Annotated in this window: 19 protein-coding genes and 1 riboswitch; of the genes, 13 read left to right on the top strand and 6 right to left on the bottom strand. The window is 62.7% G+C overall.

The genetic code is table 11. The features are described from left to right. Window positions 1-69: 69 nt before the first annotated feature. Window positions 70-1983 (top strand): GspE/PulE family protein, encoded by a 1914-nt coding sequence (locus ACYVL5_RS08905; protein ID WP_460595210.1) that lies wholly within the window; start codon window positions 70-72, stop codon window positions 1981-1983. 40 nt (window positions 1984-2023) lie between these two features. Beyond that, window positions 2024-2875, top strand: a complete 852-nt coding sequence (locus tag ACYVL5_RS08900; protein ID WP_460595209.1) for an HDOD domain-containing protein — start codon at window positions 2024-2026, stop codon at window positions 2873-2875. Here ACYVL5_RS08900 and ACYVL5_RS08895 read toward each other — a convergent pair. The 3 genes from ACYVL5_RS08895 to ACYVL5_RS08885 all read right to left on the bottom strand — a co-directional run bounded on the left by ACYVL5_RS08895 (window position 2859) and on the right by ACYVL5_RS08885 (window position 7017). Next, window positions 2859-3839: a PilZ-like domain-containing protein gene (locus ACYVL5_RS08895; protein ID WP_460595208.1), complete on the bottom strand. Its 981-nt coding sequence runs from the start codon at window positions 3837-3839 to the stop codon at window positions 2859-2861. The genes ACYVL5_RS08900 and ACYVL5_RS08895 overlap by 17 nt on opposite strands. 326 nt (window positions 3840-4165) lie before the next feature. Continuing rightward, window positions 4166-6844: a DNA polymerase I gene (polA, locus tag ACYVL5_RS08890; protein WP_460595207.1), complete on the bottom strand. Its 2679-nt coding sequence runs from the start codon at window positions 6842-6844 to the stop codon at window positions 4166-4168. Next, window positions 6841-7017, bottom strand: coding sequence for a DUF4177 domain-containing protein (locus tag ACYVL5_RS08885; RefSeq protein WP_460595206.1), 177 nt, complete (start codon window positions 7015-7017; stop codon window positions 6841-6843). The genes polA and ACYVL5_RS08885 overlap by 4 nt, the downstream gene beginning before the upstream one ends. A 183-nt stretch (window positions 7018-7200) precedes the next feature. On the opposite strand from ACYVL5_RS08885, the gene ACYVL5_RS08880 reads away from it, so the two are divergent. Then, complete coding sequence (locus ACYVL5_RS08880; RefSeq protein ID WP_250676914.1) at window positions 7201-7374, top strand: hypothetical protein; 174 nt, start codon at window positions 7201-7203, stop codon at window positions 7372-7374. A 95-nt stretch (window positions 7375-7469) separates the two neighbouring features. After that, a complete protein-coding gene (locus tag ACYVL5_RS08875) occupies window positions 7470-7880 on the top strand; it encodes an Hsp20/alpha crystallin family protein (RefSeq protein ID WP_460595205.1) in 411 nt (136 codons plus the stop codon). 18 nt (window positions 7881-7898) lie between these two features. Here ACYVL5_RS08875 and larE read toward each other — a convergent pair whose 3' ends face one another. The 3 genes from larE to ACYVL5_RS08860 all read right to left on the bottom strand — a co-directional run bounded on the left by larE (window position 7899) and on the right by ACYVL5_RS08860 (window position 9730). Next, window positions 7899-8705, bottom strand: coding sequence for an ATP-dependent sacrificial sulfur transferase LarE (gene larE, locus ACYVL5_RS08870; RefSeq protein WP_460595204.1), 807 nt, complete (start codon window positions 8703-8705; stop codon window positions 7899-7901). A gap of 239 nt (window positions 8706-8944) precedes the next feature. Further along, entirely contained in the window at window positions 8945-9403 is a 459-nt protein-coding gene (locus ACYVL5_RS08865; protein ID WP_250676916.1) for an RrF2 family transcriptional regulator, read from the bottom strand. 117 nt (window positions 9404-9520) lie between these two features. Further along, window positions 9521-9730 carry a hypothetical protein gene (locus ACYVL5_RS08860; RefSeq protein ID WP_460595203.1) on the bottom strand — a complete coding sequence of 70 codons (210 nt, stop codon included), beginning with the start codon at window positions 9728-9730 and terminating at the stop codon, window positions 9521-9523. Window positions 9731-9868: 138 nt separating this feature from the next. Here ACYVL5_RS08860 and dapF point away from each other — a divergent pair, with 138 nt between their 5' ends. The 9 genes from dapF to metX all read left to right on the top strand — a co-directional run bounded on the left by dapF (window position 9869) and on the right by metX (window position 16614). Continuing rightward, a complete protein-coding gene (gene dapF / locus ACYVL5_RS08855) occupies window positions 9869-10705 on the top strand; it encodes a diaminopimelate epimerase (RefSeq protein WP_460595202.1) in 837 nt (278 codons plus the stop codon). An 83-nt stretch (window positions 10706-10788) separates the two neighbouring features. Then, complete coding sequence (locus ACYVL5_RS08850) at window positions 10789-11205, top strand: HIT family protein (protein WP_460595201.1); 417 nt, start codon at window positions 10789-10791, stop codon at window positions 11203-11205. Window positions 11206-11210: 5 nt separating this feature from the next. Next, window positions 11211-12056: a deoxyribonuclease IV gene (locus ACYVL5_RS08845; protein WP_460595200.1), complete on the top strand. Its 846-nt coding sequence runs from the start codon at window positions 11211-11213 to the stop codon at window positions 12054-12056. 24 nt (window positions 12057-12080) lie between these two features. Further along, window positions 12081-12599, top strand: a complete 519-nt coding sequence (locus tag ACYVL5_RS08840; RefSeq protein WP_460595199.1) for a macro domain-containing protein — start codon at window positions 12081-12083, stop codon at window positions 12597-12599. Continuing rightward, window positions 12596-13066: a D-aminoacyl-tRNA deacylase gene (gene dtd / locus ACYVL5_RS08835; protein ID WP_460595198.1), complete on the top strand. Its 471-nt coding sequence runs from the start codon at window positions 12596-12598 to the stop codon at window positions 13064-13066. The genes ACYVL5_RS08840 and dtd overlap by 4 nt, the downstream gene beginning before the upstream one ends. A 68-nt stretch (window positions 13067-13134) precedes the next feature. Then, window positions 13135-13986 carry a DUF2400 domain-containing protein gene (locus tag ACYVL5_RS08830; RefSeq protein WP_460595197.1) on the top strand — a complete coding sequence of 284 codons (852 nt, stop codon included), beginning with the start codon at window positions 13135-13137 and terminating at the stop codon, window positions 13984-13986. A gap of 180 nt (window positions 13987-14166) precedes the next feature. Further along, window positions 14167-15030: an NAD(P)-dependent oxidoreductase gene (locus ACYVL5_RS08825; protein ID WP_460595196.1), complete on the top strand. Its 864-nt coding sequence runs from the start codon at window positions 14167-14169 to the stop codon at window positions 15028-15030. Beyond that, window positions 15027-15197 (top strand): hypothetical protein, encoded by a 171-nt coding sequence (locus tag ACYVL5_RS08820; protein WP_460595195.1) that lies wholly within the window; start codon window positions 15027-15029, stop codon window positions 15195-15197. Before ACYVL5_RS08825 ends, ACYVL5_RS08820 begins: the two co-directional genes overlap by 4 nt. A 73-nt stretch (window positions 15198-15270) precedes the next feature. Beyond that, window positions 15271-15372: riboswitch (SAM riboswitch) on the top strand. Between the two features lie 138 nt (window positions 15373-15510). Then, window positions 15511-16614 carry a homoserine O-acetyltransferase family protein gene (gene metX, locus ACYVL5_RS08815; protein WP_460595194.1) on the top strand — a complete coding sequence of 368 codons (1104 nt, stop codon included), beginning with the start codon at window positions 15511-15513 and terminating at the stop codon, window positions 16612-16614. Window positions 16615-16797 lie beyond the last annotated feature (183 nt).

The raw sequence follows: 16797 nt of genomic DNA, 5'->3' as shown, positions 1-16797 counted from the left end.
AATCCCAGCCCATGTCAATGAAGTCTCCCAGCCAAGGCGCGTCAACCGCCTTTCGGCGAAGGAGTTTCCATGATCGAAGATGCCGGTACCGGTGGCACGGAGCGTAAGGAGGGGGCGATCGACTCCGGACTCGAGATCGCCTCCCTGCTGGTGAAGTCGGGAGTCCTTGACCAGGCGCGGCTTAAATACGCCCAAAGGGTCCGGGGGAAACTGGTCTCCCAGCGGACCCTCTTGGCCGTCATGCTCGAGCTCCGCTTCTTCTCCCGGGAACAGCTCCGGGAGACCCTCAGGAGCAACATCGTCTCGGTCAAGCTCGGGGCCCTGCTGGTGGAGCTCGGCTACCTGAAGCCCGCCGAGCTGCAGGCGGCGCTCGCCATCCAGCAGGAGACCGATAACGCCAGGATGCTGGGCGAGATCCTGGTGGAGCAGCGTATCATCGAGGAGTACACCCTGGCCGAGGCGCTCGCCTACCAGCTCGGGTTCCGCTACCTCGACGTCAATCCCGTCGACGTCGACCGCGCCCTCCTCGCCCGCGTCCCCCCCCATTTCATGGTCCAGCACTGCTTCATACCGGTCCGGCAGGAGGAGGGGAAGATCGTGGTGGCGATCGCCGATCCCCTCAACATGGAAACCAGGAAGACGGCCGAGAAGCTCTTCGGAGCCAACACCGTCTTCGCCATCGCCACCACCAAGGGGATCCGGGAAGCCTTCACCACCTTGAAACGGGGGAACCTGCAGGCGGAAGGCCCGGCCACCGACGAGCACACGGTGACCGGGATCGTGAACTCCATCTTCGAGGAGGCCCTGAATGAGCGGGCCAGCGACATCCACATCGAACCGATGCGCAACGTCCTCAGGGTCCGCTTCCGCCGCGACGGCATGCTCACCCTCTACAAGGACTTCGCCCGCGAGCTGGCGCTTCCCCTCTGCAGCCGGATCAAGGTCATGGCCGAGGCGGACATCGCCGAGCGCCGGCGCCACCAGGACGGCCGGATCTGCTACGAAAGCGCCAAAAGCGGCATCACCCTCGACATGCGGGTCTCCTTCTACGTCACCATCTACGGCGAGAAGATCGTGCTGAGACTCCTGAGCAAGAAGGGGGAGCAGCTTCTCGACCTCAAGGAGATCGGGATGCCCCCCCGCATGCTCGACCACTTCATCGACGACGCGGTCGACTGCCCGAGCGGCGTGCTGATCGTCACCGGCCCCACCGGCAGCGGAAAGACCTCCACCCTCTACAGCTGCGTCCACTACCTCAACAACCTCCACACGAGCATCGTCACCGCCGAGGAGCCGGTCGAGTACGTGATCGAGGGGATCGCCCAGTGCTCCATCAACCAGAAGATCGGGGTGACCTTCGAGGAGACCCTGCGGCACATCGTGCGCCAGGACCCGGACGTGATCGTCCTGGGGGAGATCCGCGACAACTTCTCGGCGGAGACCGCCATCCAGGCCGCCCTCACCGGCCACAAGGTGCTGACCACCTTCCACAGCGAGGACAGCGTCGGGGGACTCTTGCGGCTGATGAACATGAACATCGAGCCGTTTTTGATCGCCTCCACGGTGGTCTGCGTCCTCTCCCAAAGGCTCCTGCGGAGGGTCTGCCCGGCCTGCAGCGAGAACTATCTCCCCACCCCGAACGAATTGAGGAGGATCGGCTACAGCAACCTCGACATCCGCGGCGCCGAGTTCCTGATCGGGAAGGGGTGCGCCAAGTGCCGCTACAGCGGCTACCAGGGAAGGACCGGTGTCTTCGAGATGCTGATCCCCAACGAGCTCGTGAAGGACGCCGTCCTCAGCAAGAAGACCTCCTACGAGGTGAGGAAGATCTCCACCGAAACCACCGGGATGGTGACCCTCCTGGAATCGGGACTTTCCATGGCTTCCCGCGGTGTCGTTTCCCTGCAGGACACGGTCCGCCTGCTCCCCAGGATCGGGAAGCCAAGGCCGATCGCCGAGATCAGAAGGCTTTTGGGGGAATAGCGAGGAGAGCTAGCAGCAGGCTGTGGCACCGGAGGAAGCCATGACGACGCGCCCGTTCGTAGAGGTGATCAAGGAGCAGCTTGAATCGGAGTCCCTCAACCTGCCGATGTTCCACCCCATCGCGGTGAAGCTGCAGGGGGTGCTCGCCACCAAGGAGTTCACCATCGAACAGGTGGTCGGGCTGATCATCAAGGATCAGGCGCTCACCACCCAGATCCTGAGGCTCGCCAACTCGGCGCTCTTCAGCGGGCTCGCCAAGGTGACCACCATCACCGAGGCGGTGATCCGGCTGGGTGCCCAGGAGATCGCCAGCGTCGCGATGGTCGCCTCCCAGCAGAGCAGCTACCACAGCCTGACCATACCGGACCTGAAGGCCCAGGCCCTGGTGCTCTGGCGGCACGCCATCGGTTCGGCGATGGGAATGAGGTGGCTGAGCGACAAGATCGGCTACAAGCACATCGCCCAGGAGGCCTTCATCGCCGGGCTTTTGCACGACATCGGGAACCTGCTCATCCTGAAGGTACTGGAGGGGTTGTGGCTGGCCGAGCCGGAGAGAAAGGGGGTGTCACGGGAGCTGACCGCGGAGATCATGAGCGCCATGCACACCGAATCGGGGCACGCCCTCCTGCAGAAATGGAACCTCCCCGACCTGTACTGCAACATCGTGCGTGACCACCACAAGGAGGAGGCGGATTTTTCCGACGTGCTCCTCTGCATGATCCGGCTGGTCGATCATACCTGCCGCAAGGTCGGCATCGTCGGCCCGCCCGACCACAACCTGATGCTGGCGGCCACCGCCGAAGCCCAGGCGCTGGGGATCAAGGAGATACTGCTGGCGGAACTTGAGATCATGATAGAGGATGCGATGGAGATGGTCAGTGGCGCTGCTTGAGGTAGTCGAAGATCCCCTGCTCGAAGACCTTTTCGATCACGTGTTTCTCCCCCCGTTCATGGGCGAGGATGGCCGCCCGCACCTGCCACCCGAGAAAGGCACCCAGCACCAGGAGGCCGAGGGCCACCCTCCCCCAGTAGGCCAGGCGGCTGAGCGGCTCGTCCTTGACCACCACGCCGCGGGGTGGTAGCTGCGAAAGCTGCCAAAGCTGCAGGGCGGCCAGGTAACCGATCACCCGGTCGCGGTCGGCCTCCTCGATGAAGCGGAAACGAAAGGCGGTGCTGAAGCCCCCGTCCACCGGCTTGACGTTCACCGCCTCGCCGACCGTCTCCACCATCCGCCCCGGGTTCGGGAGGTAGACCCCGATCTCGACCAGGGTGCCGAGCTGGATCGCCTCGGGCATGGTGAACCGGATTCCGCCTCCGCTCAGGTTGGCCCTGGTCTCGACCGCCTCCCGGCGACGCTTCAGCTGGGCCCGCACCTCGTCACGGAGTTCGGCGACCTCCTCGGACTCGTCCAGCTCCGGCTCCTGGGCGGCGAACTCGAGGTTCCAGCGGGACTGGCGCCAGTGCTCCATCACCTCCTCGACCACCTGGGTCGGGGGGATCCGGTAATCGATCGGGAGGCTCACGTCCTGGCGGAAGAACTCCCGGGGCTCGAAGGGTGCCATGGCCCCGAACAGGCGCAACATGAGCCCTTGGGAGGGTGACCACCCGTCGATGTTCCCCCGGCAGCCGAGCCCCTGCGGGTTGTCGAAGATCCCGACTTGGGCGCTTCGCCCCGGCTGCAGGGTGACCAGTTGGGGGAGGAGATCGCGGGAAAGCTCGACCTCCACCAGGTCGTCGTCAAGTGAGCGGACCCGTCCCCACTCCTGGAAGGAACGGCCGTCCGCCAGGGGGACCCAGATCCTTACCCGCGTTCCCGGCTGAAAATAATCCTCGAACTCGGACGGTGTTGCCGACATGGAAGTTCTCCGTCTGCCTAAGTACCGGTGACGACGACCAGTTTACCGCAAGCCACCCGCCTGTAAACCAGCGGTTCTCACTCCTTATTAATCGGCTCTTCCCGTCGTTACTTAAATATTGATGTGGTTTGCCGCCCGTCCGAGGATGACCAAATGGCAGTCGAGGGGGCTTTCGGTCAGGCGTAGGGTGGGCACCGCCCACCCGGTCCGAATGGGAGTGGTGGGCAGGGGGGTGCCCACTCTACGGGAAGATGCGGGGGATACGGGAGAGTGGCACCGCGTCCCCTCCCCTTCAAGGGGAGGGTGCGGGTGAGGATGAGGTGGGATTAGTGCGCTTCGCTCCAGTTGGCCCCGAAGTTGAGATCCACCTTGAGCGGTACCGCCAGCTTAATCGCCCCCTCCATTTCGGTTCTGACCAGCTCCTCCATGAGGGCTCTTTCCGTCTCGGGGACCTCGAGGACAAGTTCGTCGTGGACCTGCATGATGAGGCGGCTTTCCACCCCTTGCGCTTTCATGCGCCGGGTGACCGTGATCATGGCCGCCTTGATGATGTCGGCGGCCGAGCCTTGGATGGGGTAGTTGACGGCGTTTCGCTGGGCGAAGGCACGGATATTGCCGTTCTTGCTCCCGATGTCGGGGATGGAGAGCCTGCGCCCCAAGAGGGTGGTGACGAAGCCGCAGACCTCGGCCTCCTGGATGCAGCGGTCGAGGAAGGCGCGGGCCCCGGCGTGGCGCTCGAAGTAGCTGTCGATGAAGGCCTTGGCCTGTTTTGGGGTGACCCCGAGCTCCTTGGCGAGGCTGAAGGCGCCCTGCCCGTAGATGACGCCGAAGTTGATCACCTTGGCCTGCCGCCTCATCTCCCCGGTCACGAAGGCGGGATGGATGTCGAACACCTCGCAGGCGGTACGGAGATGGATGTCCTCGCCGTTGGCGAAGGCATCGCAGAGGACCGCGTCGCCGGAGAGGTGCGCGAGAACCCTGAGCTCGATCTGCGAATAGTCGGCAGAGAGGATGACCGATCCCGGCTCGGCGACGAAGGCCTTGCGGATGCCGCGCCCCTCCTCGCCGCGCACCGGGATGTTCTGCAGGTTGGGATCGGAGGAGGAAAGTCTCCCGGTGTTGGTGACCGCCTGGTTGTACGAGGTATGCACCCGCCCGCTCACCGGATCGACCATCTTGGGGAGCGCGTCGGTGTAGGTCGATTTCAGCTTGGAGATGCTCCGGTAAAGAAGGAGGAGCTTGGCCACCTCGTGCTCCTCGGCCAGCCGCTCCAGCTCCTCGACGTTGGTCGACCAGCCGGTCTTCCCCTTGGTCTTTTTGCCGGTGCTGAGCCCCATGCGGACGAAGAGCATCTCTCCCAGCTGTTTCGGGGAGTTGATGTTGAAACTCCCGCCCGCCAGATCGTGGATACGCTTCTCCAGTTCGACCAACTGCTTTCCGAACCTGGTGGAGAGCTCCTTCATCAGCTCGAGGTCGAGCTTCACGCCGGTCAGCTCCATCTCGGCCAGGATCTCCATGAGCGGCATCTCGGTCTCGAAGAGCAGCCGCTCCATCCCGAGCTCCTTCACCTTGGGAAGGAGGATCTCGTGCAAAAGGAGGGTGGCGTCGGCATCCTCGCAGGCGTAGGGGCCGGCTCGGTCGAGATCGACCTCGCAGAAGTTCATCTGCCCCTTACCCTTGCCGGCGACCTCCGGGTAGGAGATCATCCGGTGGTCGAGGTACTCCACCGAGAGGGCGTCCAGCCCCTGGCTGCTCCGGGCCGGGTTCACCAGGTAGGCGGCCAGCATGGTGTCGCACCACATCCCCTCCATCTTCACCCCGGCCCGCCTGAGCACCTGGTAGTCGTACTTGAGGTTCTGCCCGACCTTGCGGAGGCCGGGATCGGTCAGTAGCGGCCCCAGAAGCTCGAGCGCCCGCTCCAGGGAAAGCTGCTCCGGGGCTCCCAGGTAGCGGTGGCCGACCGGGACGTAGAAGGCCTCGTGGGGCTTTAGCGAGAGCGCGAAGCCGCAGATGGAGGCCTCCATCGGGTTGAGGCTCGTGGTCTCCAGGTCGATGGCGAAGAAGGGGGCCTTCTTAAGCCGCTCCACCAGCTCGAGCAGCTCGGCGTCGGTCAGCACCACCCTGTACTGGTCGCAGGCGAGGGTCGGGGAGCTGGTGAGATCCTTCATGAGCGTGGTGAAGCCGTACTCCCGGAAGAGCTCGGTGAGCCTACGGTTGTCGGGGGGAGAGACGGCGAAATCCTCGAAGCTGTACTCGATGGGGACGTTGCAGTCGATGGTGGCCAGTGTGCGGGAGAGCCTCGCCTGGTCGGCGAATTCCCTGAGGCGCTCCCCGGTTTTCCCCTTCACCTCGTCGGCCCGCGCCAGAAGCTGGTCCAGGGAGCCGAACTCCAGCATCAGCTTCTTGGCGGTCACCTCACCTACCCCCGGCACGCCGGGGATGTTGTCGGAGGTGTCCCCCCAAAGCCCCAGCACGTCGATCACCTGGTCGGGATCCACCCCGAACTTCTCGCGCACCTCGGGAATCCCGAAGCGCTTGTCCTTCATGGTATCGAGAAGCGTCACGTGCTCGGTGACGATCTGCATCAGGTCCTTGTCGCCGGTCACCACCACGCAATCCATACCCTGCGCCTCACACTTCTTGGCGATGGTGCCGATGATGTCGTCCGCCTCGAACCCGGGGAGCTCCAGCGCCGGGATGTTGAAGGCGCGCACCATCTGCTTGATCGGCTCGATCTGGGGGGAGAGGTCGTCCGGCATGGCCGAACGGGTCGCCTTGTACTCCGGGTAGATCTCGTGACGGAAGGTCGCCCGGCCGGCGTCGAAGATGACCGCCACGTGCCCGGGCGCATGATCCTTCATCACCTTCAGGAGCATCTGGGTGAAGCCGTAGAGGGCGTTGGTGGGGAACCCCTTGGGGGAGCTCAGATGGCGGATGGCGAAATAGGCGCGGTAGATGTAGGAGGAGCCGTCCAGAAGGTACAGGGTCTCGCGTTGCTCACTCACTCGGCCACCTCGCGGGTGAAGAGCACGAAGGCCATCGACGGGCGGCGATGGGACTCGCGCATGGCGAACTGCATGCTGTCGAAACGCCATCCTTCACGGGTCCATTCATTCAAAGTTTCCTCGATCGTATCCTCGGTGACGCTGCCCAGCTCGACTACCTTGTACTGCAGCATAAACACTCCTCAAGATTGACATTCCCGCCATACTAGCCTAACGGCCGCAGGGCTTTCAAGGTAAATGATTGGGTTGCAAAACCAGCTGAAACTGCTATGATTTGGGAAACCAAAAAGGAGGTACGCGTAGGGCCAAATAGATAGAGTGCGTCGTCGTTAACAACAGGTTTAAGAGGAGTTAGCATGGCAAAGAACCAGGAAGAAACTATCGACAGATTGGCACAGCAGGTCGAGGCAGACCTCGAGATCAGTTACGAGAAGAAAGACCTGAAGGCGCAGCGGGAACTGATCAAGCAGCAACTCTACGACGGCTCTAAGAAACTGAAACACACCGTACCCAAGGGGAAACGCATCTAAGCCCACATGGCAAGGCAAGAAACAGGGAGGGGGCTCCAACCGGCCCCCTCCCTTTCAATTTTAAGGGGGACCTTTCCCCCGCGACGGAGGCAATGATGGCGATCGTACGTTACAACCCGTTGAGCGAACTCCGGACCATGCAGGACAAGATGAACCGGCTTTTGGACATGGCCTGGACCAGGGAGGTGGGAGAGGAGCTCCGGGAAGGGGTCTGGCACCCGGCCGCCGACATCTACGAGGACGACGCCACGGTGACCATCAAGGTGGAGCTTCCGGACATGGAGCTGAAACAGATCGACATCAGGATCGACGACGGGGTTTTGACCGTGAAGGGGGAAAGAAGGCACACGGAGGAGATCAAGAAGGAGAACTTCCACCGGATCGAGCGCTACTTCGGCCCCTTCCAGAGAAGCTTCGCACTGCAGGGGGGGCTCGATACCGACCACTTAAACGCCGCGTGCGAGTACGGCGTCCTCACCATTACCATCCCCAAGCTGCGGGAATAGCGGAGGGGCCTCCCCCGCCTACGCCTCGTTCATGCTGCCGGTCCGGTACCCCTGCAGATCGAGCGAGACATAGGTGAACCCGGCTGCCTTGAAGAAATCCACCACCCGGCGCCTGAGCGACGGCTCCAGCATGCGGGAAAGCTCCTCCTCGGAGAGCTCGATCCGCGCGGTCTCCAGGTGAAACCTCACCCGGTACACGGTGAAACCCTCCGCTTTCAAAAACTCCTCGCACTTCTCGACCTGCCCCAGCCGCTCCTCGGTGATCTCGGTCCCGTAGGGAAAGCGGCTGGCCAGGCAGGCATAGGCCTGCTTGCTCCAGGTGGGAAGCCCCAGCCCCTTGCTCAATTCCCGGATCTCAGCCTTGGAAAGTCCCGCCTCCAGAAGCGGTGAGCGGACCTTCAACTCGCAGGCAGCCGTGCGCCCCGGGCGATAGTCGCCGAGGTCGTCGGTGTTGCTGCCGTCGGCCACGAAGGCGAGCCCCAGCTCGCGGGCCTTGTCGGTGCAGATGCGGAAAAGTTCGCTCTTGCAGTGGTAGCAGCGGTCCTTGGGATTGTGGCTGAAACCGGGGATCTCCAGCTCGTTGGAGACCACCACCAGCTGGCGGCCACCAAGCGACTCGGCCAGCCGTTTCGACTCAGCGAACTCGGACTCCGGGTAGGTCGGCGAGGTGGCGGTCACCGCCACGACCTTTTCGCTCCCGAGGGCATCGAGGGCCGCCTTGAGAAGAAAGGTCGAATCGACCCCTCCCGAGAAGGCCACCACCAGCGACCCCATCTCCCTGAGAATTCCCTGCAGCTTTATGTACTTATCGCTCGCGCTTTCCATAGTGCTCCTGTTCTTACCATCGCCCTGAGAGAGCCGATGAAGGCCTTTCTGTACCCTCGCCCCTTTTGGGGAGAGGGTGGCCGAAGGCCGGGTGAGGGTAGGTAGACCCGTGCCCCCTCCCTCACCCTACCCCTCTCCCGGAGGGAGAGGGAACATGGGGAAAAACGATGAGCCCCCTCCTTAGGAGGAAGGGGCCGTAATTGGTCTCGAAAGGGAGAAACAAAGAAGTTAGTGAGGGGCTAGATGAAATACATGAAGCGGTGATCCTGCTCCCGCTTGATCCCCATCGCCTCGCCCCGGTCACAGAGGGTCTTGAGGGTGATGGAGTCGAAGAACTCGTTGAGCTTCGCGTTGGATTCTTCCCAGACCGTCTGGGTGACGCAGCCGCCGTCGAAGGTACACTCGCGGTTCTTCTTGCCGGCGCAGTCGACGATGAGGGTGTCCCCCTCGGTCGCCTCGATGACGGCACGCACGGTGATCTCCTCGGGAGGCTTGGCGAGGCAGTACCCCCCCTGCGGGCCGCGCTTGCTCTTCAGGATCCCGCTCTTCTTGAGCCCCTGGAAGATCTGCTCCAGGTACCTGGGCGAGATCTCCTGCCTGCGGGAGATGTCCTGGATCTGCGCCGGCTGGGTCCCGGCGTTGTAGGCGATATCGAAAAGTGCCCGCAGGCCGTAGCGGCTTTTGGTGGAAAGTCTCATGTGGTATCCCCCGATCGTGGTAGATAAGCGAGCCTACAATACCACAGATACCATGTCAACAATATTGCAATGCCTCAGGGGCCATTCTCCAGCGTGAGGGTGCGGCTTACTCGCGGGCTACCAGTAACGCTGGGGCGGCTCGATCCTCTCCAGGTGAACGATCTCGCCGTTGATGACCTGGAAGACATCACCGTACTCGTTGGTCCACTTGTCCCCCTCTTCCAGCGGGGAGGGGACCTCGCGGGAGCCCAGGTAGACCTCGGCGTCCCCGATGTAGGCGAACCACTGAAGGTTTCCGTTCATCCAGATTCTGTTTTTCAGTTCCATTGCGTCCTCCGTGGTCGTGTTTAGGGGGATCTTACTTAAAAGAGCCGGTGCCGGTCAAGCGGATCAGGTTTTTTTGTTGTTGCAGGATGCGGTTTTTGCTATTAGAGAGGGATACTTATCCATTCGGGGGCACGATAAATGAAATTCACCAAGATGCAGGGTGCTGGCAACGACTATGTGTACGTGAACTGTTTTGAGGAGAAGGTGGAAGATCCCGCGGCGGTCGCCATCAAGGTCTCCAACCGCAACTTCGGGATCGGCTCGGACGGGCTGATCCTCATCATGCCGAGCGAGGTGGCCGACGTGAGGATGCGGATGTTCAACTCCGACGGTTCCGAGAGCGAGATGTGCGGCAACGGCATCCGCTGCGTGGCCAAGTATGCCTTTGATCACGGTATCGTCAGCAAGAAGGAGATCACCGCCGAGACCGGCGCCGGCATCCTCACCCTCCAGCTCTTCACCGGGGCCGACAACAAGGTGGAGAAGGTGCGGGTCAACATGGGACCGCCGAGGCTGACCAAAAAGGAGATCCCGATGGTCGGCGAGGCCGACGAGAAGGTCATCAGCCAGCCGCTCAACATCCTCCATTCCACCTTCATGATCACCTGTGCTTCCATGGGGAACCCGCACTGCGTGATCTTCGTTGAGGACGTCGAGAACTTCCAGGTCGAGAAGTACGGTCCGCTCATCGAAAACCACGAGCTCTTCCCGCGCCGCACCAACGTCGAGTTCGTGCAGATCATCTCCCGCACCGAAGTCCGCCAGCGGACCTGGGAGCGCGGCGCCGGCGAGACGCTCGCCTGCGGGACCGGCTCGAGCGCCGTCACCGCCGCCTGCGTGCTGAACGGGCTGACCGAGAATAAGATCCTCAACCACCTCTCCGGGGGCGACCTCGAGATGGAGTGGGCCGAGGACGGCAACATCTACATGACCGGCCCCGCCGTGGAAGTCTTCAGCGGCGAGATCGCCCTCTAAGAGTTCGACACGCGTTCCCACCAAGTGGCCTCCTCCCCCGCGGGAGGGGGCCATTGTCATTGACGACGGTACGAGGAGCATCAATGAGCTGCGTAATCTGCACCAAATGGCAGGAAGAACCGGAGCAGCGGATCATCGAGCTGGACCAGACCCTGGTTTCGCTCAACCGCGACCAGTTCTTCCCCGGCTACTGCTTCGTCTACACGAAAGAGCACGTGACCGAGCTCTTCCACCTGGAGGAGGCGGTCCGCAACCAGGTGATGGCCGAGGTCACCGCCGTGGCCAAGGCGCTTTACAGCGCGTTCTCTCCCGATAAAATCAACTACGAGCTGTTGGGCAACATGGCCCCGCACATGCACTGGCACCTGGTCCCCCGCCGGTCGGGAGATCCGCTCTGGCCCCGCCCCCACTGGAGCGAGCCGCACCAGGAGCTGATCCTGACCGATGCGGAGTACCGGGAGCGGGTGGCACTGATCAGGGAACACCTGGCGAAAGGATAGAAAGCATGGCCCTTCTGGGAGCACACGTTTCCATAGCGGGGGGAATCTTCAACGCCCCCGAGCGCGGCGCAGCCAGCGGCTGCAACGTCATCCAGGTCTTCACCCAGAACTCCAACCAATGGAAAGGGAAAGCGATCTCGGCCGAGGACGCCCTCCTCTTCAAGCAAAAGCTCACCCTGCACGGCATCAAGGAAGTAATCAGCCACGACATCTACCTGGTCAACCTGGCGGCTGCCCCGGGCGACGTCCAGGACAAGAGCATCGTCGCCTTCAAGGAGGAGATGGAGCGTTGCGCGAGCCTGGGGATCGACAAGATCGTCATGCACCCCGGCTCTCACAACGGTGACGGCGAGGATGTCGGCATCCGCCGCATCTGCGAGAACTTCGACCTCCTCTTCTCTATGGTCCCCCAGTACACGGGGAAGATCCTTTTGGAGAACACCGCCGGGCAGGGGAGTAACCTCGGCTACCGCTTCGAGCACCTCGCGGCCATCATGAACGGCTGCGCCCACCAGGTGCGCTTCGGGGTCTGCTTCGACACCTGCCACGCCTTCGCCTCCGGCTACCCGATCAAGGAGCGGGAGGGGTACGAGAGGACCTTCGAAGAGTTCGACCGGATCGTCGGCATCCCTAAACTGCAGGCCTTCCACTTCAACGACTCGAAGAAGGGGCTCAATTCGAAGGTGGACCGTCACGAGCACATCGGCGAAGGAACGCTCGGTCTCGACACCTTCCGCTTCATTCTCAACGATCCCCGTTTCCTGGAGATCCCGAAGATCATCGAGACCCCCAAGGACGAAGACATGGACGTGGTCAACCTCAAGAGGCTTAGGGATCTCATCGAGGAATAAGCGGCAGCAGTCGGGGGAGGGGCCATGCGCGAGAAGGTGGAGATCGTCCAGGGCGACATCACAAAGCTGGCAGTCGATGCGATTGTCAACGCGGCCAACACGTCGCTACTTGGAGGCGGCGGCGTTGACGGAGCCATCCACCGCGCGGCAGGCCCGGAACTCCTCGCCGAGTGCCGGCACCTGAACGGCTGCCCGACCGGCGAGGCGAAGATCACCAAGGGGTACCGCCTGCCTGCCCGCCACGTGATCCATACCGTGGGACCGGTCTGGCACGGAGGGGGGAAGGGGGAACCGGAGCTGTTGAGAAACTGCTACCGTAACTCCTTCCGGCTGGCCGCGGCACATGACCTCTCCAGCATCGCCTTCCCCGCCATCAGCACCGGCGTCTACCGCTATCCCTTGGAGGACGCCTGCCGGATTGCGATGGAAGAGGCCAAGGCGGCGCTGGAGCGGTATCCTCTGATTTCACGGGTAATATTCGTGGCCTTCGCACCGGAGGCCAAGCAGGCGTACGAGCAGGCGGCAGAGGAGGTTTTCGGGTGAAGGCAGTCATCCAGCGGGTAAAGGAAGCGCGGGTCCGCGTGGACGGGAAGGTGGTCGGCGAGATCGGCATCGGCATGCTCGTCCTCTTGGGGGTCGAGACCGGCGACACCGTAAAGCAGGCCGACTGGATGGCGGACAAGATCGTCAACCTCCGGATCTTCGAGGACACCGAAGGGAAGATGAACCTGGCGCTCTCCGAGGTGGGGGGGGCGGTCCTTACCGTCTCCCAGTTCACCCTGGCGGGCAACTGCGACAAGGGGCGGCGCCCCTCCTTCGACGGCGCGGCCGCTCCCGACGAGGCCAACCGTCTCTACGAGTACTTCATGGGGAAGGTATGGGAGCTGGGGATCCCGGTCCAGAGCGGGATCTTCCAGGCCGACATGGAAGTGTCGCTCATTAACGACGGCCCGGTCACCTTCATACTGCAAAGCCCCGCGCCCCCATCCTCACCCCGCCTCTCCCCCTGAGGGGGAGGGGTAAGTTTCAAAGGAAAAGATGTTGACCGGCAGTCCTCTTAGTAAGGAAACAACTCCCCGTGGAGCTCAAAAAGATTCTCGACGCGCTCTATGAGACGCGCTCCCAGACCCATCTCGCCAACGACCCGCTCTCCTTCTGTCACCGGTACCGGACCCCCGAGGACCGGGAGGTGGCGGGGCTGATCGCGGCCCTGTTCGCCTACGGCAACGTCAAGATCATCCTCAAGAACCTGGAGAAGATCTTCTCGGTGATGGGTCCCTCGCCGCGGCTTTACGTGGAGCGGTTCGATCCCGGCCGCGGCAGGAACGATTTCGCCGGCTTCAAGCACCGCTTCAACGACGGCCGCGACCTCTGCGCCCTGTTGCTCGCCTGCCGAACCATGCTCCGCGAGGAGGGGTCGGTCGAGGGATGGATGCTCCGCTTCCACGACGAAAAGCGGGAGGACGTGACGGAAACCCTGGCCGGATTCTCGGACTCCGTCAAGGGGATGGATCTCGGGGCCGTCTTCGGTGCGGACCGGGTGCCGGAGGACTCCTACTTCCCGTTCTTCTTCCCATCTCCCGCCTCCGGCAGCGCCTGCAAGCGCCTCTGCATGTACCTGAGGTGGATGGTGCGCCCGGACGACGGCATCGATCTCGGGCTATGGAAGGGGATTTCGCCGGCCAAACTGGTCATCCCGGTCGACGCGCACATCCAGCGGATCGGTAAGTTCCTCGGGCTCACCACCCGAAAGCAGGCGGACTGGCGGATGGCACGCGAGATCACCGCGAGCCTGAAGAGGCTCGATCCGGCGGACCCGGTCAAGTACGACTTCTCCGTATGCCACCTGGGGATCTCGGAAGGGTGCGACGGCAAGGACCTCGCCAGGTGCCTCACCTGCCCGATCACCGAAATCTGCACGAAACAATAGCTGCTCTTCCTCAGCGCCTCCCCCTCGCCCCTTTAGGGAGAGGTGCGGGGGTGAGGGAAGGGATTAGTGGTGAAAAAACCTCCCTCACCCGCCCTTCAGGCACCCTCTCCCCAGAAGGGGCGAGGGTACAGGAATTTCACGGGAGGGTGGTTGTCGAAACATACTTCAAAGGAGGAAGAGATGGAACGATACGGATTCTTGGGGCTGGGTATCATGGGAACCGCCATGGCCAGGAACCTGCTGAAAGCCGGATACCCGGTGACCATATGGAACCGCTCGCAGGATAAATGCGCCGAACTGGCCGGGATGGGGGCCGAGGTGGCCGACACCCCCGGCCAGGTGACCGCTTCCTGCGGCATCACCTTCGCCATGCTCGCCGACCCGGCCGCAGCCCACGCGGTCTGCTTCGGTCCGAAAGGGGCGCTGGAGGGGATCGGCGACGGCCGCGGGTACGTCGACATGTCGACCGTCGACGCGGATACCTCCCGGGAGATCGCAGCCGCCGTCACCGGCAAGGGTGGACGTTACCTGGAGGCGCCGGTCTCCGGGAGCAAGAAACCGGCCGAGGACGGCACCCTCATCTTCCTGACCGGCGGCGACCGCAGCCTCTTCGACGAGGCCCTTCCCCTTTTGCAGAAGATGGGTAAAAAGCACCTCTTCCTCGGCGAGGCCGGGCGCGGCGCGCAGATGAAGCTGATCGTCAACATGGTGATGGGCGTCATGATGAACACCCTCTGCGAGGGGCTCGCGCTGGCCGGCAAGGCGGGACTCGCCGCCGAGGACCTGCTCGACGTGCTCGATTCCGGAGCCCTGGCCAATCCCATGTTCAAGCTCAAGGGGAGCCAGATCACCCAGAGCTCCTTCCCCCCGGCCTTCCCGCTCAAGCATATGCAAAAGGACATGCGGCTCGCCGTGGCCCTCGGGGACGAGCTCGACCAGCCCCTGCACACCGCCGCCGCGGCTAACGAAAACTTCAAGAAGGCCAAGGCGCTCGGCTTCTCGGACGAAGACTTCTGCGCGGTCTTCAAGGCGATCACCGCATGAAGAAGCTCCTTTCCTGGGGAGGGGTCGGGCTTCTGACCAGCGCACTGCTCGACCCGGTGATCTATGCCACTCTTGAGAAGCCGGTCCCTTGGGGGCGCGATGTCGCAATGGGGGTAGCGGGCATCGCCTGCCTGTACCTCCTGGTCAAGTACCGGAACCAGTTGTAAACGGGGCGTCAGTTTGACGTTGACAAAGTCGGACGGCTCCCTTATTCTTCTGCAAAACTGAATATAGAGACCGAACTTATCGAGAGTGGTGGAGGGAAAGGCCCTGTGAAGCCACAGCAACCGGTTCCGAAAGGAGCGCCAGGTGCTAAATCCTGCCGAAAGGCGAAGATGAGTGAGGGCTTTGAGCCTCTTTACCACCACAAAAGCCCCTTCTCATCACCGAGAAGGGGCTTTTTCATTTTGGTCCCCGTGCAGTTCCGCCACGTTACCGGTCTTGCTCCCCCGCGGGAGTTGCCACATACGAGAGAGTTACATGTCCATCGGCATCGTCAAAGAACAGCTCGCCACCTTCGATACCGAACTTCGTCTGGAGAGCGGTCGAATCCTCGGCCCGATCGAAATCGCCTACGAGACCTACGGCACCCTCAACCAGGCGGCCGACAACGCCATCCTGGTGACCCACGCCTGGACCGGGAGCGCACACCTGGCGGGCCGCCACAGCGAGGAGGAGAAGCGCGCCGGCTGGTGGGACGAAATCGTCGGCCCGGGGAAACTCCTCGACACCAACCGCTACTTCGTCATCTGTTCCAACGTGATAGGGTCCTGCTTCGGCTCCACCGGCCCCACCTCGACCAACCCGAAGACCGGCAAGCGGTACAACCTCGCCTTCCCGGTGATCACCGTGCGGGATATGGTGAAGGCCCAGGCGCTCCTCATGGACCGGCTCGGGATCGAGCGCCTGTTCTGCGTGCTGGGAGGGAGCATGGGAGGGATGCAGGCGCTCGAGTGGGCCACCCAGTACCCGGAGAGGGTCGCCTCGGCGGTGGTGCTCGCGACCACTCCGCGCCCCTCCGCGCAGGCGATCTCGTTGAACGCCGTCGCCCGCTGGGCGATCTTCAACGACCCGACCTGGAAGAAGGGGGAGTACCGCAAGAACCCCAAGGACGGTCTCGCGCTCGCCCGCGGCATCGGCCACATCACCTTCCTCTCGGACGAGTCGATGACCGCCAAGTTCGGCCGCCGCTTCTCCGCCCGCGACGGCCAGTTCGACTTCTTCGGGCAGTTCGAGGTGGAGCGCTACCTGAGCTACAACGGGTACAACTTCGTCGACCGCTTCGACGCCAACTCCTTCCTCTACCTCGCCAAGGCGCTCGATCTCTATGACGTGGCCGCCGGCTTCGAGTCGATGGACGAGGCCTTCGCCCCGGTCAGCGCATCGATACAGTTCTTCGCCTTCACCTCCGATTGGCTCTATCCTCCGGCGCAGACCGAGGAGATGGTGGAATCGCTCAAGCGGCTCGGCAAGGAGGTAGACTACCACCTGATCACCTCCGCCTACGGCCACGACGCCTTCCTCCTCGAGCACGAGACATTCACGCCGATGGTGCAGGAGTTCCTGGAGAAGGTGAAGTACTAGCCAGGCTCACGAGCTGAAACAAAAAGGCCTCCGATCATCGTCCAAGCCGTTTACCGATCGTGTTGATTTTTAGCAGAAGCCCCCAGGCCTCCATTAGGACAAGCCTGGGGGCTTCTCTTTTATCTAATCGCCCTCAAAGGTCAGAATTTCTGTGAGTCTGACTTTTCCCTTTGCCAGCCCCAA

The organism is Geomonas sp. Red276 (assembly GCF_054784495.1).
This window is presented reverse-complemented; position numbering and strand designations above follow the sequence as displayed.

Coding starts and splice junctions, on each gene's coding strand:
- ACYVL5_RS08880 (WP_250676914.1), top strand. CDS start 7,201: ATGGCAAAGAACCAGGAAGAAACTATCGACAGATTGGCACAGCAGGTC.
- ACYVL5_RS08875 (WP_460595205.1), top strand. CDS start 7,470: ATGGCGATCGTACGTTACAACCCGTTGAGCGAACTCCGGACCATGCAG.
- larE (WP_460595204.1), bottom strand. CDS start 8,705: ATGGAAAGCGCGAGCGATAAGTACATAAAGCTGCAGGGAATTCTCAGG.
- metX (WP_460595194.1), top strand. CDS start 15,511: ATGTCCATCGGCATCGTCAAAGAACAGCTCGCCACCTTCGATACCGAA.
- ACYVL5_RS08865 (WP_250676916.1), bottom strand. CDS start 9,403: ATGAGACTTTCCACCAAAAGCCGCTACGGCCTGCGGGCACTTTTCGAT.
- ACYVL5_RS08885 (WP_460595206.1), bottom strand. CDS start 7,017: ATGCTGCAGTACAAGGTAGTCGAGCTGGGCAGCGTCACCGAGGATACG.
- ACYVL5_RS08825 (WP_460595196.1), top strand. CDS start 14,167: ATGGAACGATACGGATTCTTGGGGCTGGGTATCATGGGAACCGCCATG.
- ACYVL5_RS08905 (WP_460595210.1), top strand. CDS start 70: ATGATCGAAGATGCCGGTACCGGTGGCACGGAGCGTAAGGAGGGGGCG.
- ACYVL5_RS08850 (WP_460595201.1), top strand. CDS start 10,789: ATGAGCTGCGTAATCTGCACCAAATGGCAGGAAGAACCGGAGCAGCGG.
- ACYVL5_RS08900 (WP_460595209.1), top strand. CDS start 2,024: ATGACGACGCGCCCGTTCGTAGAGGTGATCAAGGAGCAGCTTGAATCG.
- ACYVL5_RS08845 (WP_460595200.1), top strand. CDS start 11,211: ATGGCCCTTCTGGGAGCACACGTTTCCATAGCGGGGGGAATCTTCAAC.
- dapF (WP_460595202.1), top strand. CDS start 9,869: ATGAAATTCACCAAGATGCAGGGTGCTGGCAACGACTATGTGTACGTG.
- ACYVL5_RS08820 (WP_460595195.1), top strand. CDS start 15,027: ATGAAGAAGCTCCTTTCCTGGGGAGGGGTCGGGCTTCTGACCAGCGCA.
- ACYVL5_RS08895 (WP_460595208.1), bottom strand. CDS start 3,839: ATGTCGGCAACACCGTCCGAGTTCGAGGATTATTTTCAGCCGGGAACG.
- ACYVL5_RS08840 (WP_460595199.1), top strand. CDS start 12,081: ATGCGCGAGAAGGTGGAGATCGTCCAGGGCGACATCACAAAGCTGGCA.
- ACYVL5_RS08860 (WP_460595203.1), bottom strand. CDS start 9,730: ATGGAACTGAAAAACAGAATCTGGATGAACGGAAACCTTCAGTGGTTC.